Genomic DNA, 24,445 nt, shown 5'->3' on the forward strand with positions numbered 1-24,445 from the left:
AATGTTATGTCAGATAATTCACTTAAATTATTTTCCGATTTTCTCTCTGAAATACAGGAATTAGATCAATCTGATTTATCATTAAGAAATAAATACTTGCATTTGAAGCAGGTGTTAGAGCGAAGCTGCAAAGAACTCACTATGAGTGAATCTTTGCAGTTTCCTTCTTTATTCGCTCGTCTCGTTTTCATTGCACAGAAATATGATTTGCCAAAAAGTATTGAATGGCAATTACAGAATATTCGTGTAAAAGCTTCTTTTCTTCTTCGCAGTGACGATAATCTGGTATCGACAGTGCAGTATCATTACGCAAAAAATACTATCGAACAGTTCTTCAATATAGTGTCAGGTGAAAAGATTGTAGAAGATACGGAAGAACTACTTGCCGAAACAGAAATTAAACCGCCTTTACGACTCGATAAAATCAGGGTACAACTATTATCTATTGACAGAGAGAATGAATACCTGATTTGCTGTGCCGATAGTTTAGCCGATGTAGAATTAAAAGTCAGATATAATATATCTCCTATAAATCACCTATTCAACGAGACAATCGATCGTTTATGGATAGGTGTCCAACTTAATTTAATTGATGTTAAGATTGACGATTCGGGCTATTACATACCGAAAGTGTTTGTTTTAGAACCCGATTATCTGATAGATGCTTCTGCAATGGCAGAATGCTTTCAAAATTATGGCAGTTCTCATTTGCATTACTTCCGACGGAAATTTGAACAGCCGGCAAATACCCATTATATCTTATTGGGAAATTTGGCGAACTATTTTCTCGACGAATTGATTTATGCCCCGAATCCTCAGGATTTAAAATTTGGAGAGGTTTTTACAAAATCTTTTTTACAGATGCCTTTCGAGTATTCTACATGTAGGGATATAAAAGAGAATAGCGATTTCAGAGAGTTTATGGCGAAGGCTCAGCGCCATTTTAATAATATCAAGCGGGTTGTGTTGAATGATATGCCTGCGAATGGTTTTAAAGTGCAGGATTGTGTACTCGAACCCTCTTTCTTTTGCGAGAAATATGGATTTCAGGGACGACTGGATTTGCTCCAGTTGTCGGATGATGAAAATGGAATAGATCGCATTATTGAATTAAAATCGGGAAAACCGCCCTTTCCCGCAAGCGATGTCACGAAAATAGCAGTCAATCACGAGACACAAACAGTCGTGTATCGATTGATGATACAAAGTGTATTCAATAAAGATGCTCGCCATATATATGCTACAATACTCTATTCCGCGGCTGACAATGCAGGCGAGAATGTTCGTTTAGCAGCACCTTATCAGCAATTAGAAAAAGAAATTATCAATACACGTAATCTGATAGTAGCTACCGAACACGATTTGTATGTAGGCGATAGTGAAACAGTGGAATCTACATTCAGAGAACTGTTCGACCTGAATAATTACGGTCGTGTCCCTCAGTTTTTTGTCGATAAACTCGCTGAATTGAATAGCGTATTAAATAAAGCATCTCTTTTGGAGAAAAGCTATTTCAATCGTTATGTAAATTTCATTTCCCGCGAATTATATATTCAAAAAATGGGCGATGAAGGTGCGGATTCGATGATGAGTACTTCTGCATTGTGGAACACGACTTTCGAGGAACGCAGAGATGCACTGGAATTGATCGCTGATCTTGAGATTGAGAATATTGATGATGATGGGCGTGACATGAAAATTCTTTTTAGCCGAAAGGAAACCTTCGATTTTACGAACTTTCGTGAAGGGGAGATCTGTATTCTCTATCCCCGACAAGATGATAATGATACTATCCTCACCAATCAGATATTGAAAGGTACTGTAGTTGAAATATCAGGTAGGCATCTACTGTTAAGATTCCGTTATAAACAACGAAATCGTCAGTTTTTCTCTCAATACAAATATTGGGCGGTAGAGCACGATAAGCTCGACCATACTTATAATGCGATGTTCAAAGGTTTGTTTGCTTTTCTGTCTGCACCAATCGATAAAAAAGAATTACTACTCGGGCTAAAAGAACCGCATTCATCGTTAAAAATTCTTTCAGATGAGGATTTGTCGAAAGAAAAGAAACAAAATACTGTAATAGAGAAAGCATTAGCTGCCGAAGACTATTTTTTGATTGTAGGTCCTCCCGGCACAGGTAAAACTTCAATCTTTGCCCGTCAGTTAATAGAGCGACTGTATGCAAATGAAAAAGCAAATATATTGGTAATAGCTTATACCAATAGAGCTGTGGATGAACTTTGTGCTGCTATTTGTCAAGCCTTTGGTGAAGATGAAAAAACATGTGATAAATATATTCGTATTGGTTCGGAGTTGTCGTGTGGTGAAGCATATCGTGATTGCTTATTGCAAAATGTATCAACTCGTGCTAAGTCGAGGAAGGAATTATCAGATAAGTTGCAAAATACACGGATTTTCGTTGGCACATTGGCTTCTATCGTCGGTAAGCCTGAATTGTTGGATTTAAAGAAATTCGATGTTGCTATTATCGATGAAGCGTCACAGATACTCGAGCCGCAGATAATGGGTTTACTCCCACAGTTCGATAAGTTTATAATGATTGGCGATCATAAACAATTATCCACTATTACATTACAAAACGAATATCAATCGAAGGTAAAAGATGAAACCTTAAATTCAATTGGGTTATATGATTGCCGCGAGTCTCTTTTCGAACGATTATACCGAATATGTCAAAGCAATGGATGGGCGCAAGCTTATGATACGCTGACTTATCATGGGCGGATGCACGAAGATATAGCCTCTTTTGTAAATACTCATTTCTATGATAAGGTACTGAAGGTTGCAACCGAAAGGCAAACAGCTAATCTTTATTATAGCATTTATGATGAAAAGAACTTTTATCAATCCCTAATTGCAACGAAACGTTTCGCTTTCGTTCCTGTTCGGGAAATAGATTATAATAATCCATCTGATAAAATAAATGAAGCGGAGGCCGATGAGGTTGTGTCTTTAGCCGTAGCCTTATTGCATCTTTACAAAGAGAATGATAAAATTTTTGATGTGCAAAAAACATTAGGTGTTATAGCTCCTTATCGCAATCAAATCGCATTAATCAAGCACAAATTGGAAATGACAGGTTCTCCCGAACTTGCCAATATAATGGTCGATACAGTAGAGCGTTATCAGGGTAGCCAGCGCGATGTTATTATTCTCTCGTTCTGTTTCAATAAGCCTTATCAGTTGAAATACTTTAGCAACATGAATCACGATAGTTCGGTCGACCGTAAGCTGAATGTTGCTATAACCCGTGCCCGCGAGCAGTTATTTATGGTCGGTAACGATTATATCTTACAGCAGAATCCTATTTATAGAAAGATGCTTGAATCTCTAAATGAGTAAAAAGTACTCCTCCATGTAATTATATCTATTCAATCTCAATTTTTTTATTTCAGATCGATAAATATTTATTTAGTTGAACATTCAACTAAATTATTTGTTATACCTTTGCAAACTGAAAATTAAGGTCGCAAACCTATTTGTTGTCCATCAGAGTATAACAATGTTTGTTGGTTATATCTTAAAATGTGACATTAAATATGTTCTTATACTAATTAGAAAGAAAATGATGCAATCTTTTGTACAAGCAATACTCAAAACTCAGTCCTCGTATCGTCAGATAATTCAGCGTAGAATGCGTGAGAATAGCATAAATCTGACATTCGAAATGCTACATATTATGCGGTTTTTGGCTAAGAACGAAAAGATAAATCAGCAAGAATTAGCCAACACAACGTTCAAGGATAAATCTAGCTTATCATATCTTATAAAGAATATGGAAAAGAGAGGCTTCGTTATTCGTGAAGAAGACGATCGGGATAAGCGAAGCAAGTTGGTTATGCTTACTAATGATGGCAAGCGATTGTATGAGCAGGTTCGAATAATTGTCGAAGACGTATATTCGTCTATTGAGAGAGAAGTAAATCTCGATCACATGAAATCGTGCATAAACTACATGGATGAATTTAATGAAATTATAAAGGAAAACTAAGTGAAACGTTTTACATATATAATATTATTCCTTACACTAAACCCGATACATTTTGTTATGGCACAGGATGCCTATAAATTAAGTGTGGAGGAGCTTTTCGATAGAGGTGTTCAAAATAGCATAGCAATACAAGCTTCTTATGTTAAGACTCAACTATCAGACGATAAACTGAGTCTGGCTAAAAATAAACAATTACCCGATCTTGCTATTGCAGGTGTATTCGGTTATGTAGGTACTCCGACCATATTAGACAAAGATTTGACTTTTCTGGGACATCCGGCCTCACCCGATTGGCGACAAAACTATCAGGTGATAGCGGTGCAACCTATATATCAGGGTGGACGTATTACGAATAGTATAGAGAAAGCTAAACTAGAGCAGGAGGTTGCTCAACTTTCTTTGCAAAAGAATAAAGCCGATCTGAAACTTTGGCTTATGACTAAATATCTTGATTTGTTTAATCTCTACAAGAAGCGTGAGGTTTACGGAAAGAATGTCGAAGAGGCTAAGGTTCGTGTGCATGATATAGAGAAAATGAAGGAAGAGGGAATGATAACGACTAACGATGTTCTGCGTAGTAAACTGCTCCTCACCGATTTCGAATTGGCATACAATGAAACAAATGATAATATTTCTCTGGTTTCTCAGCAATTAACTATTGTTTTGGGAATGGATGAAAACTTAATTTTGATGCCGGATGAGTCGTTACTAACAAGTCAACTGGATATCAGAAACGAAAATGATTACGTAAGTCTTGCTTATAGCCGATATCCCGATATACAAATAACACGGACAAACATGGCTTTGGCAAAGAATAACTTGAAACTGACAAAGGCTGATCTTTTGCCATCTTTATCCTTACAGGCTAGTAATACATTGGCTCGACCTATCCCGAATACATCGCCTGTACAGGATTTCTATCTGAACGGTTGGGGAGTAACTCTCAATTTATCATACCATATATCTGCATGGTTCGATCGGAAACGCAATGTTAGTTCAGCTAAACGGGAGATTCAGTTACAAGAACTGGCAGAAGAACAACAAATGCAGACTATACGTGCAGATGTAAAATCGGCAGTAGTAAAACATAAAGAAGCATTGGATAGAATAAAAGCTTTCAATGAATCGGTAAAACAGGCAAACGAAAATTATAGAATAGTCAAAAATAGGTATTTTAATCAATTAGCCATTTTGACCGACCTGCTGGATGCTAACAGTGTTCAGCTGGATGCCGAGTTGCAACTTACAGCGGCTAAAACAAATGCGATATATACCTATTATCAATTACAAAACGTAAGTGGAAGTTTATAACTATGGATATAGATAAATCAGAAGTAGATAGTAAGCGAGAGGAGAGAGAGGCTTATCTTAAACTAAGAAAAAAGCGTACGAGAAATATTATTCTGAATACGATTAGTATTCTTCTGGCTTTAGGTGGAATCATCTGGGCTTGTAATTTCTTTCTTCGTTACTATCGTTACGAAATAACAAACGATGCTACAATCGAGCAATATATTACACCGATTAACTCCCGTGTTTCGGGTTATATTAAGGAAATACGTTTCACCGAGCACAAGTGGGTGAATGTAGGTGATACATTATTGATTATCGATGACAGGGAGTTTCAGATCAAACTGATGGATGCTGAGGCCTCATTAATGGATGCAAAGAATTCGGTTTCGGTACTGGCTTCGAACATAACGACAACTTCGACAAATGTCGCAGTATCGGATGCCAATATAGAAGAAGCGAAAGCACGCCTTTGGAAATCGGAACAAGACCTGACCCGATATGCTAACCTCTTGGCTTCCGAATCTGTTTCGCAACAGCAATACGATCAGATAAAAAGCGATAACGAAGCGCAAAAAGCCCGCTATAATTCCTTACTTAAGCAAAAAGAATCGTTGAAATCGGTGTCTACCGAGGCTTCAAGCAAGCAGGGTAGTGTTCATGCCAATATTTTACGACGTGAAGCTGATTTGGAAATGGCTAAGCTCAATCTGTCATATACTGTTATCGTTGCACCATACAGCGGTTATGTAGGGCGTCGTACGCTCGATGTCGGACAGTTGGTACAAGCAGGGCAAACGATCACTTATCTGATCAAGAATGATAACAAATGGGTGATAGCCAACTATCGTGAAATGCAGATCGAGAATATTTATATAGGGCAGGAAGTAAGAATCAAAGTCGATGCTATCAGCGGAAAAACCTTTAAGGGGCGTATTACCGCTATATCTGAAGCTACCGGTTCTAAATATTCCTTATTGCCCACCGATAACTCGGCCGGTAACTTTGTGAAGATCCAGCAACGTATCCCTGTAAGAATTGATTTTGAAGATATTTCGAACGAGGACATGCGAAAATTACGAGCCGGAATGATGGTAGTTTCCGAAGCAATCAAATAATATAATGGCAAATATCCCTATAGCTCCAACTACTACACCTAATCCTTTTAGAGGTTGGGTGCCTTTTTGGCTCAAAACGGTTGTAGCTTTTATAATATTAATTCCTGTTCTGCTTATAAATGGAGCTTACACAGGAAGCAATATCGATGTGTCGAGTTATTTAGGCGTTCTATCCGAAGATATTAATATGGCTTATTATGCTTCTTCGGCAGGGATGGCAATAGCCTATCTGATTATTCCTAAGGTAAAACCTATTGCAACAACAAAGACAATTATTCTGGTTGTCCTCTTGATTCAGGTCGTTTTGAGCCTTATTTGTGCCGAAACGGCTTATGTTGAGATTATTATTATCACTAGTTTCTTTATCGGATATTTTAAGGCATTTTCGTTGATAGAAACGATTAATATTTTGATGCCGGCACTCAGTCCGAGTAATACACGTAATGAATTTTATGCTAAATTTTATCCGATAACACTCGCTTTCGGTCAGCTGTCACTTGTGCTTACAGCAGAACTGGCTTACATGTACAACTGGCAATATATGTACTATTTTATGGTGCTTTTATTACTATTTGCTATTATAGCAGTAGTAATTTGTATGTCTTATGCTCGTCGTCTGGTTCGCATACCGATCAAGGACATTGATTGGCTAAGTTTCTTTCTTGTCTCGGCATGCTATATGTCGGTTATTTACGTTGCTACTTATGGTAAAACAAAAGACTGGTTCAACTCGCCAGAGATCGTATTTGTAACTATACTGATTCCGATTACTGGTTGGTTGTTTATTCGTCGTCAATTTTCCGATACACCTTTTATCGATTTGAGCGTGTTGAGAAATAGGAACTCATTAGTGACCTATATTTTATCTTTCGTTTTGATGTTCTTCGCATCATTCAGCATATTAATATCTTCTTATACTACTTCCATATTGAGACTCGATAGTACGAAAGTAAACGAGTTGTATTTGTATATGATTCCCGGATTTGTACTTGGTGCTGTTATTTGCTATTACTGGTTTTTGAAAGCTATTCGTATGGCATGGTTAATTTTTCTCGGATTCGCTTGTTTTACCATATCTTTAGCCCTTTTATATTTTCAGGTTATGCCGACAGGATTGTATGAGGATCTTTATCTGCCTATGTTCCTTAGAGGTGTAGGGATGGTAGCGCTGTTTGTGGCATTTGCCATTTATGGTATTCAAGGGTTAACACAAAAACAATTAATATACAATGCTTTCTTTATGATTAGTGCCCGTTCGGCACTGGCACCGGCAATAGGTTCTTCTATTTTATCCAATTGGCTTTATCGTCTGACCCAACAAAATGTAAATGTGCTGTCGCAGAATTTAGACACTCAGAACCCGATGGCTGTAAGTCAATTTAATACCTCTGTTAATAGTGCCTTGTCGCAAGGGTGGAGTATCGAAGATGCACACAAGATAGCAACTAATGCTCTCTATCTTAAAGTTCAGATACAGGCTACAACGGTAAGTATTAAGAATATATTAGGATGGATGTTGATTTTTGGGATAATCCTACTGATTATAATCTTGCTTTATTTCTTCCAGTTTAAGCCTGTTAGGTTGATGAGGATGGGCAATGATATGTCAGGGTGAATTCTTATAATTTATCCCTTAAAACTTAAAAATAAAAAGACCAATAACTTAAGAAGCTATTGGTCTTTTCCTATATTATCGAGTAATCTTATTTTTTATTTACTCTGAATTTCTCATTACCGTTTTTAATGAAATCAACGATTTGATCAGCAGCAGCTATCCCTGCATTCGTATTTGCTTCGGCTGTTTGTGCTCCCATTTTTTTAGGAGTAGAGAAGTAGCGGTCAGCATATTTCTCTGCCATTTCAGCATGATTACCGGGCATAATGTCTGTTACATATTTGAAATCTTTGCGGTCAGCCATCACTTTCACTATTTCTTCTTCGTTGATAACCTCTTTACGCGCAGTGTTGATTAATAACGCATTCTTAGGCATCTTGCTTAATAGAGCATAGTTGATTGAATTTTTAGTCTCGGCAGTAGCCGGAATATGTAGCGAAATATATTGACATGTAGTGTAAAGATCTTCTACCGATTTTACAGCTTTCACACCTTCTGCTTCGATAGCTTCAGCCGTAAGGAACGGATCGAAAGCATATACCTCCATACCGAATCCTTTAGCTACACGAGCCACATTGCGTCCTACATTTCCATAAGCATGGATTCCAAGTTTTTTTCCTAGAAGTTCAGTCCCTGAAGTTCCATTGTAAAAGTTACGAACAGCATATACTATCAGTCCGAAAGCTAGTTCAGCTACAGCATTTGCATTTTGTCCGGGTGTGTTCATTACACAAATATTGTTTGCAGTTGCCGCCTCAAGATCGATGTTGTCGAATCCTGCTCCAGCACGAACAACTATTTTCAGATTTTTAGCTGCATCTAATACTGCTTTATCGAAAATGTCGCTGCGGATAATAGCTGCATCTACATTAGCCACAGCATCTAATAACTGTTGCTTTTCTGTATATTTTTCAAGTAATACAAGTTCGAAACCTGCATCTTCGATTGCTCCTTTTATTCCTTTTACGGCTTCTGCTGCAAAAGGCTTGTCTGTTGCTACTAATACTTTCATGTTTTATTATAATGTAAAAAAATAAGAGCAAAACTTAATTTGCCCTTATTTGGTTAGCTTTTTTATTTTACGTTTTTCTTTGCAAATTCTTGCATGCAATCCACAAGAGCTTGAACACCACTTAGTGGCATAGCATTGTAGATAGAAGCACGGAATCCACCAACCGAACGGTGTCCTTTCAGTCCGCTCATGCCTTTTTCTGTGGCAAATTGAGCAAAATCGGCTTCAAGGTCTTTGTATTCGTTGCTCATCACGAAGCAAACATTCATTATAGAACGGTCTTCTACAGCGCAAGTTCCACGGAATAGAGGGTTGTTGTCGATCTCGTTATATATCAGGTTTGCTTTTTCAATATTACGTTTGTACATAGCCGGTACACCACCGTTAGCTTTCAGCCATCTTAGTGTTTGCATAGCACCATAGATAGGCACTACCGGAGGAGTGTTGAACATAGACCCGTTTTCGATATGAACACGATAATCCAACATTGTCGGTATCGGGCGGGTAACTTTACCTAGCAATTCGTCTTTAACGATAACAAAAGTAAGACCTGCAGGAGCCAGATTTTTTTGTGCGCCACCGTAGATCAAAGCATATTTAGAAACATCTATCGGACGAGAGAATATATCGGAAGACATATCGGCTACCAATGGCACCGGAGAGTCCAGATCGGTATGTAATTCAGTTCCGAAGATTGTATTGTTAGTTGTGATGTGAAAATAATCGGCATCTGTAGGGATTACATAATCTTTAGGGATATAGCTGAAATTATCGGCTTTAGAAGAAGCAACTTCTACTACTTCGCCGAATAGTTTAGCTTCTTTAAGAGCTTTGCTTGCCCAAGTACCTGTATTTAAATAAGCAGCTTTCTTTTCCAGTAAATTAAATGGTACCATGCAGAATTGAAGGCTTGCACCTCCGCCAAGGAAGATAACAGAATATCCTGCCGGTATTTCTAACAATTCTTTAAATAATTCAATAGTTTCGTCCATCACTAATTGAAAATCTTTGCCTCGATGGCTTACTTCCATTAACGATAGAGAAGAGCCGTTGAAGTCAAGAATAGCTTTAGCTGTTTCTTCAATAGTTTGTTGTGGTAAGATAGATGGACCTGCACTAAAATTATATTTCTTCATGTGATAAAAATTAGAAATTAATATTCTTCATTTGGTTTTTTTAGGGTCGGAGACCTTTTATTGTTTAAATAAATGCCATGCACAAAGTGTCTTATAATCTGACAGTATGGCAAATAAATATTCACTGTTGTAATAAGGTTTCAAATTTACTAATTATATCCGAATGCCGTTGCATTATGAATAAATATGTTCTTCATTTTAATGATTTTATCAAATTTGCATTTTAAATATTTTGCATATTTGATGTCGGAAAACCTTATCAATTCAATTGTTTTTATATATTTGTGTATAATGAAAATAACCTGTTAATCAATATAAAACACGCATAGATTATGGCTATTATAAAACCATTCAGAGGAATACGTCCTCCCAAAAATATCGTAGAGAAAGTAGTTTGCCGCCCCTATGATGTTTTGAGTTCTCTTGAGGCTCGTTTGGAAGCAGAGGGAAATGAGAAATCATTGTATCGTATAATTAAACCCGAAATAGATTTTGATCAGTATATCGATGAACATCATCCCGATGTTTACAATCGTGCCGTTCAGAATTTTAACGAGTTCCAAAAGAACGGTTGGTTGGTACAGGATGAAGACGAAAATTATTATGTTTATGCCCAGACAATGAATGGCAATACCCAATATGGCTTGGTTGTTTGCTCACATATCGAGGACTATATGACAGATAATATCAAAAAACATGAGCTGACTCGCAAGGATAAAGAAGAGGATAGAATGATGCATGTCCGAGTGAATGATGCGAATATAGAACCGGTATTCTTTGCTTATCCTGATAACGAAGAACTAGGAGCTATAATGACGCGAATAATATCTACTCCTACCGAATATGACTTTGTGGCATCCGATGGTGTCGGACATCATTTTTGGATTATAAACGATCGGGAAGATGTTGCTAGAATAACAGAACTATTTGCTTCGATACCCTCTTTATATATAGCTGATGGTCATCACCGATCGGCTGCGGCTGCCTTGGTTGGTGCTGAAAAAGCAAGACAAAATCCGAATCATACGGGGAAAGAAGAATATAATTACTTCATGGCTGTTTGTTTCCCTGATAGTCAATTAAATATTATCGATTACAATCGTTTGGTGAAAGACCTTAATGGATTGGGTGTTTCCGAATTTCTGAACAAATTAGGGGAACATTTTATTGTGGAAGAAAAGGGTACTGATATTGTGCCTCCTGCGGGATTGCATCATTTTTCTATTTATCTGGATGGTAAATGTTACACGCTGACAGCTAACTCTGATACATACGACGATAATGATCCGATCGGAGTACTGGATGTTACTATTTCTTCAAAATATATTCTTGATGAAATATTAGGTATTAAAGATTTGCGAACCGACAAGCGGATTGATTTCGTAGGTGGAATAAGAGGTCTCGATGAGTTAAAACAGCGCGTAGATAGTGGCGAAATGAAATTGGCGTTGGCTTTATATCCTGTTACGATGAAACAATTGATGGATATTGCCGATTCGGGAAATATTATGCCCCCTAAAACAACATGGTTCGAACCGAAACTTCGTTCGGGATTGGTTATACATAAATTGAGCTGATATTCAAGCTAATAAATAATATGAGCTTGAAGCTATTCCCCTAGGAAGGGGCATAATACTCGCTTCTGTCATCCCGAAACGAAGTGAGGGATCTGTTTACTCTAAAACAAAGAGAGTTAAGATCCCTCACTTCGTTTCGGGATGACAGGTTAACTATTTATTAAAATTCAATATATATCACCCTTAGCTACTTCTATAAATAACTGTGCTAGTTTATCACTGACAGCATCAGCAAATTTCTTCCCTTTTTCTGCTGTTGATTTATGAGGGTTGCCAACTCCTGTGTCTTCCGAAACTTTAGCCCAATTGCGAGGTGTCCATCCTATACCTTCCCGTAAAGTCTGAGCTTTGAATGGTTTGTAGGTGCCGTCTCCGGCTACAGACAAATCTACTAAGTCGGGGCGATAATGCATTAAGACCGATGTTTCCATTTCTCCTGCATGATCGTCAGTTTCTTCAAAATAACCTGTTTGAGATATAACCTTAAACCAATCGGCTACAACAATAAAGAAATTCGGAAAATCGACAGCCAGATCACGAATCATATTCCGAAAATTATTTGCCCCATGTCCGTTTACTATTATTAAAGTATGTATTCCCTGATAATCGAGAGAAGCCACAATGTCGGTCAGTATTGCTTTCTGTGTTTCATAACGGGTGTGCAGACAGAAAGGTAATTCTCGTTGACCGGTATTTTGCGTGCCCAGCGGAATCGTTGGCAGTATCATCCCTTTCAAATCGGATTGCTCATAAACTTTTCTTACAGCATCTACTGATACATCGTGTGCGAGGTAGCAATCGGTAAGGAATGGCAGATGATAATTGTGAGGTTCGGTGGCTCCCCACGGTAAGATTGCATAATCAAACTTTTTGCCTTTAGTGTCGTTATAAGACACTGACTGAATGTCGAATTTATCCATAATTAGCTCGTTTCTTGTAAAGATAATGAATTTTACTTTTCTATCTTTGCATTATCAATGAATAAAATATGACTGGTAAAATAAAGGAATTACGAAATATTGTCCCTGTGCCAATGGGGGAAGCTATGCAGTTGTTGAAGGTAAATAATGGTGATGTTGCCCTCTGTGCTGCTTTATTTAAAGCAAAATCGATAAGCGAGATTTGTGAATTGACAGGTTGTGACTCTAAAATGGCGGCAGCATATTATGAGACTGAAAAATTCGATTTTAATAGGACTGTGTCGAGTATCAGAGATGCTCTTTATGATGAAAATTATAAAGTGATTGAGGGGTTGACAAAAGAGAATCTACGCATTGTTTTACAATGGCTTGGGGTTGTCGAATCGGATGATTTTGCTGTGTCTCTTGATTTTCAGCAAATAGGGACTGTTGTAGAAACACTTTCTCTTGTTCCGACACTGAAAGATATTGCATCGTTAGTCGATAAGGCAAAAATAGCGAAAAGATCGATTTTTGAAGGATACACTGATGATATGCCACTGGAGGAGTTTGTTCGTCGTCATAGTCGATTGGATGATAATCCCGATTTCCAAAAAGCATACTCTACGATTCCATTGAAAGTAATCGTTTTGAAAGAAGAAGTGCTAAGACACTTAAGAAATTTGTAAAAAGAGCAAATCCGGTCTTTCTGCCATTCCGAACTGAGAGGAGGAATCTGTTATGTTTCGAAACGGCAAAGCACGAAAGAATATATCCCATAAAAAAACTCCCCCGAAATCTATTTTCGGGGGAATTTTTACATATAATTTTTGCTTTTATTTAGCAGTTGCTATTAATCTATCTTTCTCTTTGTCTATTGCAAAGGTTATTGTACCACCTTCTTTAACAATGCCTGAAAGTATCAATTCTGCAATTTCGTCTTCTACATAATTTTGAATTGCACGTTTCAACGGACGAGCGCCGAATTGAACATCATAGCCCTTGTCGGAAAGGAAGTCTTTAACCTCTTGTGAGATCTCAATCTTGTAGTTCAGTTCATCCATACGCTTGTAGAATGTTCTAAGCTCGATATCGATAATCTTGTCAATTGATGTTTTGTCTAATTGATCGAATGTAACGATATCATCCACACGGTTCAGAAACTCAGGAGAGAATGTTTTATTCAATGCTTTTTGCAATACACTTCTCGAGTATTCCTTGTCTGCTGTCGACATTTTGTTGAATCCGATACCTCCACCAAAATCTTTCAATTGGCGGGTACCTACATTCGATGTCATTATCAGAATCGTGTTTTTGAAATCGATCTTGCGACCTTGACTATCAGTTAGGTGGCCTTCATCCATTACTTGAAGTAATAGATTGAAAACATCCGGATGCGCTTTTTCTATCTCATCCAGCAGGATTACGGAATACGGTTTGCGACGAACTTTTTCGGTCATCAATCCGCCTTCTTCATATCCTACATATCCCGGAGGTGCTCCGACTAAGCGAGATACATTGAATTTCTCCATGTATTCACTCATATCTATACGTATAAGAGAATCAGCCGAATCGAACAATTGTTCTGCAATCATCTTAGCCAAGTGGGTTTTACCTACACCTGTCGGTCCAAGGAACATAAATGTTCCGATAGGGCGATTAGGGTCTTTTAATCCAATTCGGTTACGTTGAATAGCTTTCACTATTTTTTCAACAGCCGAGTCCTGACCGACAACAGTCGCTTTCAGGCTTTCTTTCATGCCTACCAGTTTCACGCCTTCGGCTTCACCGATACGTTGCACCGGAATACCCGACATCATAGAAACGACTTCCGCTACTTTTTCTGCATCCACTGTTTCGGGTTGTTCCTTCAACTGATTTTTCCAAGCAGTTTCTTCAGTTTCCAGCTTAGCCATTAATTGACGTTGAGTGTCTCGGTAGCTGGCGGCCAATTCGTATTTTTGAGCTTTTACAGCTTCGGTTTTTTGCTCTATAACATCTTTCAGTTCTGCTTCCAGATCTTCAATCACTTTAGGAACGAGTATGTTTGCAATATGCATACGAGAACCCGACTCATCTAAAGCATCTATTGCCTTATCAGGGAAATTACGGTCTGTAATATATCTGTCAGTCAGTTTCACACAAGCTTCGAGTGCCTCTTCTGTATATTTTACATTGTGATGTTCTTCATAACGTTCTTTTATGTTATGGAGTATTTGCAATGTTTCTTCGGCAGTTGTAGGCTCTACGATTATTTTTTGGAAACGACGTTCCAAAGCACCGTCTTTTTCGATGTTCTTGCGATATTCATCTAAAGTAGTCGCACCGATACATTGTATCTCACCACGTGCTAAAGCAGGTTTCAGCATATTTGCGGCATCAAGCGAACCTGTTGCGCCACCTGCACCCACAATGGTATGTATTTCATCTATAAATAAGATGATATTCGGATTCTTAGATAGTTCGTTCAGTATAGCCTTGATACGTTCTTCGAATTGTCCGCGATATTTTGTACCTGCTACAACAGATGCCATATCAAGGGCGATAACACGCTTGTCGAACAATACACGAGAAACTTTCTTTTGTGTAATGCGCAAAGCTAAGCCTTCTACTATAGCCGATTTACCCACTCCCGGTTCACCGATAAGTATAGGGTTATTCTTTTTGCGGCGGCTAAGTATCTGCGCTAAACGTTCTATTTCTTTTTCGCGACCGACAATCGGGTCTAGTTTATCTTCCAATGCAGCCTTTGTCATATCTATGCCAAAGTTATCGAGCACAGGGGTATCAGTAGCCTGACGAGGTTGTTGCGTACCAACGCTGCCGCTTCCGCCAGAGTTCATTGGTTCGTCATCATCGTCATCTTCTGTAAAATCAGCACCCATTCGGGGAGACTGATTTTTGTGCAGCATATCGCTTACACTTTTAATATATGTATATGTTCCGTTGTAATCCATGTTATAATGTTCTAATAAAATTGCAGCAATATTGTCATGATCTTTCAATATCGCCAATAATAAATGTTCAGAGTCTGTTTCCTGACTTTTAGTCAATCTGGCTTCCAGTATACTCATTTTTAGTATCTTCTCGGTGCTTTTGCTTAATACAACCTCACTGTTAGGATACACGTCTTCTTGTTGTTTCAATATATTTGCATCTATATTAGCTTTCAATTCAACCAGATTAATCCCAAAATCATTCAATGCCTGAATTGCAAGTCCTTCTCCATTACGGAGAATACCTAGCATCAAATGTTCGGGCGCAAGATAGTTGGTTTGAAGACGTCCCGCTTCTTCACGACTATAAGTCATGATCTTGCGAACTCTTTGTGAAAAATTATTTTCCATAACCGTCTTATTTGGTGTTTCTGTTATCGTTCTACAAAAATAAGATTAATTTCCAATTCAATTTTTGAATTTAGCCTTATTAATTATCTTTATATTATTCAAACAAAAATGATGCCATAAAGTTTTTGAGTATGTTAAGATATTGTTATTAATTTGAAAATAATCTGTATTAAAATATGTTATATGATCATTATGTATATATAATATTGTTGCAGATGTTATATTTCTGTTAAAATATTATTTTTTATGTCTTTTTGATTTTGGTATTTTGAAAAGTGTGCTTATATTTGTACTGTATTTTTCATGGTATTAGATTTATGGTTAGAAGTGAAGATTGGTTGTCGGGATGACAACCAATTTTTTGTTATTGTACATGTCGGTAATGCATTGTAATGTATTTAGTTTATTGACTATCATTTGGTTGGTGTGTTTAATTAGATTGCCCTTCACATCCATACAACTAAATTTGGCATCCTTCAACAGGACTGTTAGGCGTACATTAGCTATTATGTATTGGATTTGTTATATAAAAGCAATATTCAAGCCGAAAGGAGATGGAAGTTGTTATTTTAAAAGAAAAAACAATTAATTTTGACATTGCGGATTAATACCGTTGTAAAGAATACAGGCTTACAAAATTATTAGAGATAGACACTTAATTATTAATATCCATTATATGAGAGTTGAAAGATAAATGCTAATAATGAACGCCAATAATTAAATTATCATGATCTCATATGAAAGATATAAAATGTCCTTATTACTGGTTTTGTGGAGAAACTTTCAATGTTAAAGATTTATCTAAGCATGATTCTGATTTTGTAAATGATGCTATAAGTAAAGGAATGGCATTTATGTTTATTCATTGTCCAAAATGTAAAACACAAATTCAATTCAATCCTATTAAATGGGAAGAAACTGCAATGTATGATAATCCTAATGAAAAAGAGGTTACGAAAAAAATCAAAACTAAAAAAGAAGCACTTGATATTCTGAGAAATGAAAATATTAAACTTATTACTGGTTACATTGATTTTCTCTCTAAGAAAAATTCGACCTTGGAAGTTTCAATAATAGAGGGGCGAAATAAATTTAGGCTATACACTCTATCTGAATTATGTGAGAAAGTGAATATAAATAATGAGGCATATTTGCAAATAAAATCGATAGCAGGATTTCTAAAATCTGTTCCAGAAGAATTGAAAGAATGGATTGAGGACGAAATACCATTTAATGAATTGATGAATTGTCTGATAGTTGGATATGAGAATACAAGCTATCTTTTTATAGATAACAGAGATGAAAAAACTCTTTGGATTTTCGAATCAGGAGATATATACATTAAGAAAACTCAATTTGAACTGAATGATATAATCAAAAATATGAAAATCGGCAGATAACAATATGCTATTATGGAATTTCAATTATCGCGCAGATTACTAGAAAAATCTAATTGGATCAAGGTGAAAGGACGTAATCTTTAAAGTTATTTGATTTTGAAAATAATGTCGGAATGATAATCAATTTTTTGTTTATATAACCTCTTAAATTGTAGGAATTGATTGCATGTCTCTATTTAAATATCTATTTTACAGCGTTTTTATAAAGGTATTTTCATGTAAAAAAAACTTTCTCGTAATATTTGTGGGATTAATTCCGTTTAACCTAATAGGGAAGATTATAATATTTACACCATTACATTCTAATACTATGCTACGAAAATCTATTTTGCTTTTATCTGTTGTATTGCTTCAGCTTCTACCTGTAAAAGGACAAGGTGTTAATAATAAATTGAAGGATGTGATATATCTGAAAAATAAAGAAGTTGTAAGCGGGACTATAATCAAAGATGAACTTGGTGTTTTAACGATAAAAGTAATAGATGAAACTACAAAAAATGAAACGGTACAAACATTTCAGAAATTTGAAGTAGAGAAAGTAATTAGAGGTTCTGCGCCTGCCTCTGGTAGTAATGAGTCTGCTGATAATAAAGAATATAATAGTAATAAACAGAATCTTAGTTTGCAAAATAGTGTAAATAGCCAAGCACAGCCTGACTTAAACCCACTAACTGATAGTTATTCTGACTTGCTGAACAATGAGAATTTGCATCAGAATTTGAAAAATGATAGGGTCAGTGTTCCCGAAATGAGTGTTCCCACTCCTGTTCAATCCGGCATGCGAAGCCAAGAAGATACGGGAGATCTTACTTTTTGGACTCCTCCGAGACCCAAGCACCGAAGACGGGAATGGAATAGGGATATATCTGGTTATCGGGGATTTATCGATTATGGATATACTCACGGAGTTGGTAATGTTAAGAATAATCGTTTTGAAATTATTTCTTCGCATGGATACCAATTCAATCCGATCTTTTTTCTGGGTTTAGGTGTCGGTTATAATTTATCGCTTAATAAAAAAGAATCGTCTTTACCACTATTTATCAACCCCCGTATTAATTTTTTGGATGAAGGCACTACACCATTCTGGGATGTGAAAGGCGGATATTCGTTCTTTGGGGGTAGGGGCTATTATGTAAGTAGTTCCTTTGGAGTAAGTTTTAGTAAAAATGATAAAGTAGCTTTCAATATTGGGCTGGGTTATACACTGCAATGTGCAAAGTTTGATGAACGGTCGACAATAGACCCCTCTAAGTTTGTCACGTTGGACGAAAAATACAACGGTATATCTCTTAAGCTGACTTTTGAATATTAGAAAACATAATAAATCAATTCCTATTTTCCTGTCAACTATCTGAACGGTATTCTTCAATATCTAGTACATTTGTCTTTGAATCTACATAAATAGTTTGTTTTCATTTTAAAAATCAAGATAAATGATAGTTCTAGAATCATTACTGTTTTTTATTCTGGCTGGTATTTGCGAAATAGGTGGCGGTTATCTTATCTGGCTTTGGCTTAAAGAAGAAAAACCCTTGTGGTATGGCGTGCTGGGTGGCTTAATACTTGCTCTCTATGGAGTTGTTGCAACTTTTCAAGAGGCAACCTTCGGACGTGTATATGCAGCTTACGGCGGGATTTTCATCGTGTTATCGTTGTTGTGGGCATGGTCTGTCGATGGTTTTAAACCCGACCGTTACGATATTATCGGTGCGATAGTCGCATTAGTTGGTGTTTGCATTATCTTCTATGCACCTAGGGCGAGTAGCTGATGAGTTTCTGCAAATTCCTTATTATCTTTGTACTTTATGGAAGATACTTTTAAAACAATCAGCGATATATCGAAGGCTATTTATACAGAAAAGCGGAGCAAGTTTATTGCTTATGCCATACCTGTATCTACAGTGGAAGAGGTGAAAATGACTGTTGACAAGTATCGGAAAGAATATTATGATTCACGCCACGTCTGTTGGGCGTATATGCTTGGTGCAGATCGTGATAATTTCAGGTCGAACGATGATGGCGAACCTTCGGGTACTGCTGGTAAGCCGATTTTGGGGCAAATCAATTCGAATGATCTGACAGATATTCTTGTTGTTGTAATACGCTATTTTGGTGGTATAAAACTTGGTACAAGCGGCTTGATTGTTGCTTATCGCGAAGCTGCTGCGGAAGCGATTGCTTCGGCTGAAATAATAGAAAAGACTGTCGATTGTACTGTCGCTTTTGGTTTCGAATATCCTTTTATGAATGATGTGATGAAGATCGTAAAGGATTTAGAACCAACAATAGTGAAACAGGAATATGATATGGATTGCTTAATGATTCTGTCTATCCGAAAAGGTAAATATAAAGAGTTGGTAAGTAAGCTCGAAAACGTAGAGAGTCTGCGATTTATCGAAGAATAAAAAAAGTTGCCTGTGAACCACAAGCAACTTTTTATTCATTAACTAAATATAATTTATACGATACCCTGAGCCATCATAGCTTTAGCTACCTTCATAAATCCGGCAATATTTGCACCTTTCACGTAGTTTACATATCCATCGGGTTGTGTGCCATATTTAACACAGTTCTCGTGGATATTCTTCATGATAGACTTCAATCTATTGTCTACTTCTTCAGTCGACCAGCTGATTCTTTCAGAGTTTTGAGTCATTTCTAATCCCGAAACAGAAACACCTCCTGCATTGGCAGCTTTGCCCGGTGCATAAAGTATTTTTGCACTTTGGAATACCTCAATAGCTTCCGGAGTAGATGGCATGTTTGCACCTTCCGATACAGCTATAACTCCATTAGCGACTAGTTTCTTAGCATCTTCGCCATTCAGTTCGTTTTGAGTGGCCGAAGGTAAAGCGATATCTGCTTTTTCTGCCCAAGGACGAGCATTTGGTACATATTTACAGCCGTAAGTATCAGCATATTCTTTGATACGGCCTCTGTAAAGTTCTTTCAGCTCTTTTACGTATTCCAATTTTTCCATTGTAATACCATTCTCGTCATATATATATCCGTCGGAGTCTGATAAACTTACAGGTATTGCTCCTAGTTCTATTAATTTTTCACAAGTGTATTGAGCAACATTACCTGATCCCGAAACTAGACATTTTTTACCTTTAATGTCGATATTGCTTGTTTTTAGCATTTCAAGAAGGAAGTAAACATTGCCATAGCCGGTTGCTTCAGGGCGAATCAACGAGCCACCAAATGTTAAACCTTTACCAGTAAAGGTTCCTGTAAATTCGCGGGTTAATTTGCGGTACATACCGAACATATAACCAATTTCGCGACCACCCACGCCTATGTCTCCTGCAGGAACGTCGGTATCAGGGCCGATGTGTCTCCATAATTCAGTTACAAACGCTTGGCAGAATCGCATGATTTCAGCAGAAGATTTGCCTTTAGGGCTAAAGTCCGATCCGCCTTTACCACCACCCATAGGCAAAGTAGTAAGTGAATTTTTGAATGTTTGTTCGAAAGCTAAGAATTTAAGAATAGAAGGAGTTAGGGATGCATGAAAACGGATGCCACCTTTGTATGGTCCTATCACGTTGCAGTGTTGCACTCTGTAACCCATATTGGTGTGGACTTGTCCTTTGTCGTCTACCCATGTAACACGGAAAGAAAACATGCGATCGGGAATACATAGTCTCTCGATAAGGTTTGCTTTTTCGAACTCCGGGTGTTGGTTATAGACTTCTTCGATAGATTCTAATACTTCGTGTACCGCTTGATGATATTCCGGCTCGTTTGGAAATCTGCGTTTTAATTGCGCTAATACTTCTTCTGATTTCATTAAATATCTTGTTATGGTTTATATTTGATGCAAATATAGTGTTTTTTTTGTCTTTTTGTCAGTTTGATGTCTCCTATTTTTGTAATTTTTCACTTTTAATAAGATTTACGTGATAAATACATCGTAAAGGACTCTTGATATAGTTTTTTTCTTATTTTTGTATTTACTAATTAAAATGTAGAAATATAACAGATTAAAATACATGACTTATCTTATAACGGGTGGTGCCGGTTTTATCGGCTCGAATTTTGTTAAGCATATGCTGGCTGCACATCCTGATGCAAAACTTATCATTTTTGATTCACTTACATATGCGGGTAATTTGGGTACACTTTCCGAAGAACTTAAAGATCCTCGTGTCGTTTTTGTAAAAGGTGACATTTGTGATAGAGCAGCTACCGAGAAGGTGTTTTCAGATTACGAGATTGACTATGTTGTAAATTTTGCAGCGGAAAGTCATGTCGATCGTAGTATCGAAAACCCGCAATTGTTTCTTCAGGTAAATGTTCTGGGAACTCAAAATCTGTTAGATACAGCAAAAAAATATTGGACAGTAGGTAAAGATGATAATAACTATCCTCTCTGGCGCGAAGGCGTAAAGTATCTCCAAGTTTCTACAGATGAGGTTTATGGTTCGTTGGGTGATGAGGGTTATTTTACTGAAACTACGCCTCTCGATCCGCGTTCGCCCTATAGTGCAGGAAAAACAGGTGGTGATCTGATTGTTAAGGCTTATGCCGAAACTTACAAGATGCCGATAAATATAACTCGCTGTTCGAATAACTACGGGCCGTATCATTTTCCGGAAAAACTGATTCCTCTTATTATTCGTAATATTTTGGAAGGTAAACAACTGCCTGTATATGGTGATGGCAGTAATGTCAGAGATTGGCTGTATGTTGAAGATCACTGTAAAGCGATAGATGCAGTTCTCCATCGGGGGCGTGTCGATGAGGTTTATAATATAGGTGGGCATAACGAAAAGAAGAACATTGATATAGTAAAACTTGTTATATCTACCATACACGATATTTTAGAAAAAGAACCAAAATACAGAGAGGTGCTTAAGAAAAAAGAAATAGCTGCAGACGGAACTATTGATATCAGTTGGATAAATAATGATTTAATTTCGTTTGTGAAAGATCGTCAAGGTCATGATCACCGTTATGCTATCGATCCGGCTAAGATTTCTAAAGAATTAGGATGGCTCCCCGAAACTACTTTCGACAAAGGTATTGTAAAGACTATTTATTGGTATCTTGACAATCAGACATGGGTAGAAGAGGTTACGTCCGGAGATTATATGAAATATTACGAACAAATGTATTTAAACCGATAACCAAAATATTATCTTTCCTCTAAATTTATGGAACGACTAAAGGCTATTCTAGCAGATAAAATATTAGATGTTACATCTCTAAGTGGTGATGATGTAAAAGCAAAAGTTGAAAAAATACAGCGCTTTCGTGATTTCGCCAATGCGTGTCAAACATTAATGACCAAATATCCTTTGATAGAGGATGAGCTAATCAAAATGGTAAATGACGGCGATTTTGATACAAAGGTCGCTTCATCACGGGTCGATTCCGTAATTCGGTTAGCTTATAATGGCAATGAGCATATTAAAAGCGAGCCGATTCAGACTATAGAAGAAAAAGTATCGGAGCCGGTTGTTGATTCCCCTAAGGAGCCAATAATTGAAGATAATCGGGAATTGGATTTGCCGAAGGTCGAAAATCGTATAATTGAAGTTATTGTAGAAAAGGCGCCCGAAAATTATTTGCCTGAGGATGTAGACTACGAGGAGGTTAAACCTTTATTGCTGCCCGAAGAAGAAACGAATGAAGGATATGTTGCTTACGAAGAAACGGAAGAAAATTCGTTCAATACTGAAATCCCCGAGATTGAAGAGGAAATAATAGAAACCCAAACGCCGACTGAAACCGAAACGGTGTCGACCACATTCATAAATGTAAATGCTGAACCCGAAATAGCAACTCTTAGTGAAGAGGAACTCGCTTCGATTAAAAGAAAAGCGACAATTCGTAAGGTTATACAAATAATAGGTATAGTCCTCGCTGTTGTTATATTGATTATAGTAATAAAATTCATACTCAAACATTGGCTGGTTATTCTGTCTGTAATAGGTGGACTGGCTGTTATAGCCATGATTGTTTGGTTTATAAAGAAAAAGAAAAGTTAATCCCCATTATGGAATATTATAGGCAAACCCAGCTGAAAGATTATAATTCGTTTAAAACAGAAGCTGTAGCTAAGATTTTTTGTCGTCCACAAAGTGTAGACGAACTTCGCCAGTGTTTATCAGATTATCCTAACGAGCAAAAATTGATAATAGGAGGAGGTTGCAACCTTTTCTTTACAAAAGATTTTGACGGACTGGCTGTATGTCTCGATATAAAAGGACTCCGCGAAGTGTCTGATGAGGAGGAAGAAGATGAAGACGTTTTTATAGAGGTTATGGCCTCCGAAGATTGGGACACCTTTGTTGCTTATTGTGTTGATGGCGGTTTTGCCGGACTCGAGAATCTGTCCTATATCCCCGGAACAGTGGGGGCATCTCCTGTACAAAATATAGGAGCTTATGGTGCAGAAGTGAAAGATTGTATTCACGAGGTTATTGCAGTAGATATTAACACAGGGGAGGTTCTTTCTTTCTCTAACGCAGAGTGTGAATTTGCTTATAGAGACAGTGTTTTTAAGAGAACAAATAAATATATTATTGTTTCAGTTGTATTCCATTTGAAACGTACATTCAATTATTTACCGAAATATTTCGATCTGAATAAAGAACTCGAAGCTATAGAACAGCCAACGATTAAAGATGTTCGGGAGGCTGTAATACGTGTTCGCCAACGTAAATTACCCGATGAAAAAGTATTGCCCAATTGTGGAAGCTTCTTTAAAAATCCATGTATAACTTCGGAACAGGCAAACGAAATATTAGCTGATTACCCGGCTTTGCCTGCATTTCCGCAGAAAGATGGTACGGTAAAAACTTCTGCCGCATTCTTGATAGATCAGTCGGGATATAAAGGTAAGCGAGTGGGTAATATAGGTACATATCCTAATCAACCACTGATAATCGTTAATTACGGTTCATCGGATGGAAACGAAATTCTTCGTTTTATGCGCGAGGTTCAAGGTGCAGTGAAAGATACATTTGATATTCACTTGGAACCCGAAGTAAGAATATTCTAATCAATAAATTTTATAAAA

At 37.1% G+C, this 24,445-nt stretch carries 19 protein-coding genes; 14 read left to right on the top strand and 5 right to left on the bottom strand.

Going from position 1 to position 24,445, the window contains the following annotated elements:
* Positions 1-6 precede the first annotated feature (6 nt).
* The 5 genes from G7Y56_RS01860 (at position 7) to G7Y56_RS01880 (ending at position 8,041) form a co-directional block, all read left to right on the top strand.
* Positions 7-3,369 (top strand): DEAD/DEAH box helicase, encoded by a 3,363-nt coding sequence (locus G7Y56_RS01860; RefSeq protein ID WP_165040557.1) that lies wholly within the window; start codon positions 7-9, stop codon positions 3,367-3,369.
* A 223-nt stretch (positions 3,370-3,592) separates the two neighbouring features.
* Positions 3,593-4,018 carry a MarR family winged helix-turn-helix transcriptional regulator gene (locus tag G7Y56_RS01865; protein ID WP_165040559.1) on the top strand — a complete coding sequence of 142 codons (426 nt, stop codon included), beginning with the start codon at positions 3,593-3,595 and terminating at the stop codon, positions 4,016-4,018.
* Positions 4,019-5,329, top strand: coding sequence for a TolC family protein (locus G7Y56_RS01870; protein WP_255498612.1), 1,311 nt, complete (start codon positions 4,019-4,021; stop codon positions 5,327-5,329).
* A 2-nt stretch (positions 5,330-5,331) separates the two neighbouring features.
* Positions 5,332-6,426 (top strand): HlyD family secretion protein, encoded by a 1,095-nt coding sequence (locus tag G7Y56_RS01875; RefSeq protein WP_165040561.1) that lies wholly within the window; start codon positions 5,332-5,334, stop codon positions 6,424-6,426.
* Between the two features lie 4 nt (positions 6,427-6,430).
* Positions 6,431-8,041 (top strand): MFS transporter, encoded by a 1,611-nt coding sequence (locus G7Y56_RS01880; protein ID WP_165040563.1) that lies wholly within the window; start codon positions 6,431-6,433, stop codon positions 8,039-8,041.
* Between the two features lie 88 nt (positions 8,042-8,129).
* Here the strand turns inward: G7Y56_RS01880 and G7Y56_RS01885 are convergent, their stop codons facing one another.
* On the bottom strand, positions 8,130-9,053 hold the full coding sequence (locus tag G7Y56_RS01885; protein WP_165040565.1) for a 3-phosphoglycerate dehydrogenase: 924 nt from the start codon (positions 9,051-9,053) through the stop codon (positions 8,130-8,132).
* A 62-nt stretch (positions 9,054-9,115) separates the two neighbouring features.
* Positions 9,116-10,189, bottom strand: a complete 1,074-nt coding sequence (serC, locus tag G7Y56_RS01890; protein ID WP_165040567.1) for a 3-phosphoserine/phosphohydroxythreonine transaminase — start codon at positions 10,187-10,189, stop codon at positions 9,116-9,118.
* 332 nt (positions 10,190-10,521) lie between these two features.
* Here serC and G7Y56_RS01895 point away from each other — a divergent pair, with 332 nt between their 5' ends.
* Positions 10,522-11,766, top strand: coding sequence for a DUF1015 domain-containing protein (locus G7Y56_RS01895; RefSeq protein ID WP_165040569.1), 1,245 nt, complete (start codon positions 10,522-10,524; stop codon positions 11,764-11,766).
* Between the two features lie 167 nt (positions 11,767-11,933).
* On the opposite strand, the gene G7Y56_RS01900 is transcribed toward G7Y56_RS01895, so the two are convergent.
* The gene (locus G7Y56_RS01900; protein WP_165040571.1) at positions 11,934-12,686 is read right to left on the bottom strand and encodes a creatininase family protein; all 753 of its coding nucleotides are present in this window, start codon (positions 12,684-12,686) and stop codon (positions 11,934-11,936) included.
* 68 nt (positions 12,687-12,754) lie between these two features.
* On the opposite strand from G7Y56_RS01900, the gene G7Y56_RS01905 reads away from it, so the two are divergent.
* Positions 12,755-13,354, top strand: a complete 600-nt coding sequence (locus G7Y56_RS01905; protein WP_165040573.1) for a hypothetical protein — start codon at positions 12,755-12,757, stop codon at positions 13,352-13,354.
* 147 nt (positions 13,355-13,501) lie between these two features.
* Here the strand turns inward: G7Y56_RS01905 and G7Y56_RS01910 are convergent, their stop codons facing one another.
* Positions 13,502-16,012 (bottom strand): ATP-dependent Clp protease ATP-binding subunit, encoded by a 2,511-nt coding sequence (locus G7Y56_RS01910; protein ID WP_165040575.1) that lies wholly within the window; start codon positions 16,010-16,012, stop codon positions 13,502-13,504.
* A gap of 737 nt (positions 16,013-16,749) precedes the next feature.
* On the opposite strand from G7Y56_RS01910, the gene G7Y56_RS01915 reads away from it, so the two are divergent.
* From G7Y56_RS01915 to G7Y56_RS01930, 4 genes are all read left to right on the top strand, one after another.
* Positions 16,750-17,412 (top strand): hypothetical protein, encoded by a 663-nt coding sequence (locus G7Y56_RS01915; protein ID WP_165040577.1) that lies wholly within the window; start codon positions 16,750-16,752, stop codon positions 17,410-17,412.
* 310 nt (positions 17,413-17,722) lie between these two features.
* Positions 17,723-18,727: a hypothetical protein gene (locus G7Y56_RS01920; RefSeq protein WP_165040579.1), complete on the top strand. Its 1,005-nt coding sequence runs from the start codon at positions 17,723-17,725 to the stop codon at positions 18,725-18,727.
* 121 nt (positions 18,728-18,848) lie between these two features.
* Positions 18,849-19,184: a YnfA family protein gene (locus G7Y56_RS01925; RefSeq protein WP_165040581.1), complete on the top strand. Its 336-nt coding sequence runs from the start codon at positions 18,849-18,851 to the stop codon at positions 19,182-19,184.
* Between the two features lie 36 nt (positions 19,185-19,220).
* Entirely contained in the window at positions 19,221-19,820 is a 600-nt protein-coding gene (locus tag G7Y56_RS01930; protein WP_165040583.1) for a YigZ family protein, read from the top strand.
* Between the two features lie 53 nt (positions 19,821-19,873).
* On the opposite strand, the gene G7Y56_RS01935 is transcribed toward G7Y56_RS01930, so the two are convergent.
* The gene (locus G7Y56_RS01935; RefSeq protein ID WP_165020635.1) at positions 19,874-21,208 is read right to left on the bottom strand and encodes an NADP-specific glutamate dehydrogenase; all 1,335 of its coding nucleotides are present in this window, start codon (positions 21,206-21,208) and stop codon (positions 19,874-19,876) included.
* A gap of 202 nt (positions 21,209-21,410) precedes the next feature.
* On the opposite strand from G7Y56_RS01935, the gene rfbB reads away from it, so the two are divergent.
* The 3 genes from rfbB to murB are packed head-to-tail and all read left to right on the top strand — an operon-like array spanning position 21,411 to position 24,427.
* Positions 21,411-22,547: a dTDP-glucose 4,6-dehydratase gene (gene rfbB / locus G7Y56_RS01940; protein ID WP_165040585.1), complete on the top strand. Its 1,137-nt coding sequence runs from the start codon at positions 21,411-21,413 to the stop codon at positions 22,545-22,547.
* 27 nt (positions 22,548-22,574) lie between these two features.
* Positions 22,575-23,411 (top strand): DUF3784 domain-containing protein, encoded by an 837-nt coding sequence (locus G7Y56_RS01945; RefSeq protein ID WP_165040587.1) that lies wholly within the window; start codon positions 22,575-22,577, stop codon positions 23,409-23,411.
* Positions 23,412-23,419: 8 nt separating this feature from the next.
* On the top strand, positions 23,420-24,427 hold the full coding sequence (gene murB, locus G7Y56_RS01950; RefSeq protein ID WP_165020638.1) for a UDP-N-acetylmuramate dehydrogenase: 1,008 nt from the start codon (positions 23,420-23,422) through the stop codon (positions 24,425-24,427).
* Positions 24,428-24,445: the final 18 nt, after the last annotated feature.

It is taken from the genome of Dysgonomonas sp. ZJ709 (assembly GCF_011039195.1).
In the GTDB taxonomy this organism is placed as follows: domain Bacteria; phylum Bacteroidota; class Bacteroidia; order Bacteroidales; family Dysgonomonadaceae; genus Dysgonomonas.

Bases quoted from the DNA above. Each gene is read 5' to 3' on its own strand.
- G7Y56_RS01920 (WP_165040579.1), top strand. From the start codon at position 17,723: ATGCTACGAAAATCTATTTTGCTTTTATCTGTTGTATTGCTTCAGCTT.
- G7Y56_RS01885 (WP_165040565.1), bottom strand. From the start codon at position 9,053: ATGAAAGTATTAGTAGCAACAGACAAGCCTTTTGCAGCAGAAGCCGTA.
- G7Y56_RS01900 (WP_165040571.1), bottom strand. From the start codon at position 12,686: ATGGATAAATTCGACATTCAGTCAGTGTCTTATAACGACACTAAAGGC.
- G7Y56_RS01895 (WP_165040569.1), top strand. From the start codon at position 10,522: ATGGCTATTATAAAACCATTCAGAGGAATACGTCCTCCCAAAAATATC.
- G7Y56_RS01930 (WP_165040583.1), top strand. From the start codon at position 19,221: ATGGAAGATACTTTTAAAACAATCAGCGATATATCGAAGGCTATTTAT.
- rfbB (WP_165040585.1), top strand. From the start codon at position 21,411: ATGACTTATCTTATAACGGGTGGTGCCGGTTTTATCGGCTCGAATTTT.
- G7Y56_RS01860 (WP_165040557.1), top strand. From the start codon at position 7: ATGTCAGATAATTCACTTAAATTATTTTCCGATTTTCTCTCTGAAATA.
- G7Y56_RS01880 (WP_165040563.1), top strand. From the start codon at position 6,431: ATGGCAAATATCCCTATAGCTCCAACTACTACACCTAATCCTTTTAGA.
- G7Y56_RS01935 (WP_165020635.1), bottom strand. From the start codon at position 21,208: ATGAAATCAGAAGAAGTATTAGCGCAATTAAAACGCAGATTTCCAAAC.
- G7Y56_RS01875 (WP_165040561.1), top strand. From the start codon at position 5,332: ATGGATATAGATAAATCAGAAGTAGATAGTAAGCGAGAGGAGAGAGAG.
- G7Y56_RS01910 (WP_165040575.1), bottom strand. From the start codon at position 16,012: ATGGAAAATAATTTTTCACAAAGAGTTCGCAAGATCATGACTTATAGT.
- serC (WP_165040567.1), bottom strand. From the start codon at position 10,189: ATGAAGAAATATAATTTTAGTGCAGGTCCATCTATCTTACCACAACAA.
- G7Y56_RS01925 (WP_165040581.1), top strand. From the start codon at position 18,849: ATGATAGTTCTAGAATCATTACTGTTTTTTATTCTGGCTGGTATTTGC.
- G7Y56_RS01905 (WP_165040573.1), top strand. From the start codon at position 12,755: ATGACTGGTAAAATAAAGGAATTACGAAATATTGTCCCTGTGCCAATG.
- G7Y56_RS01865 (WP_165040559.1), top strand. From the start codon at position 3,593: ATGATGCAATCTTTTGTACAAGCAATACTCAAAACTCAGTCCTCGTAT.
- G7Y56_RS01915 (WP_165040577.1), top strand. From the start codon at position 16,750: ATGAAAGATATAAAATGTCCTTATTACTGGTTTTGTGGAGAAACTTTC.
- murB (WP_165020638.1), top strand. From the start codon at position 23,420: ATGGAATATTATAGGCAAACCCAGCTGAAAGATTATAATTCGTTTAAA.
- G7Y56_RS01945 (WP_165040587.1), top strand. From the start codon at position 22,575: ATGGAACGACTAAAGGCTATTCTAGCAGATAAAATATTAGATGTTACA.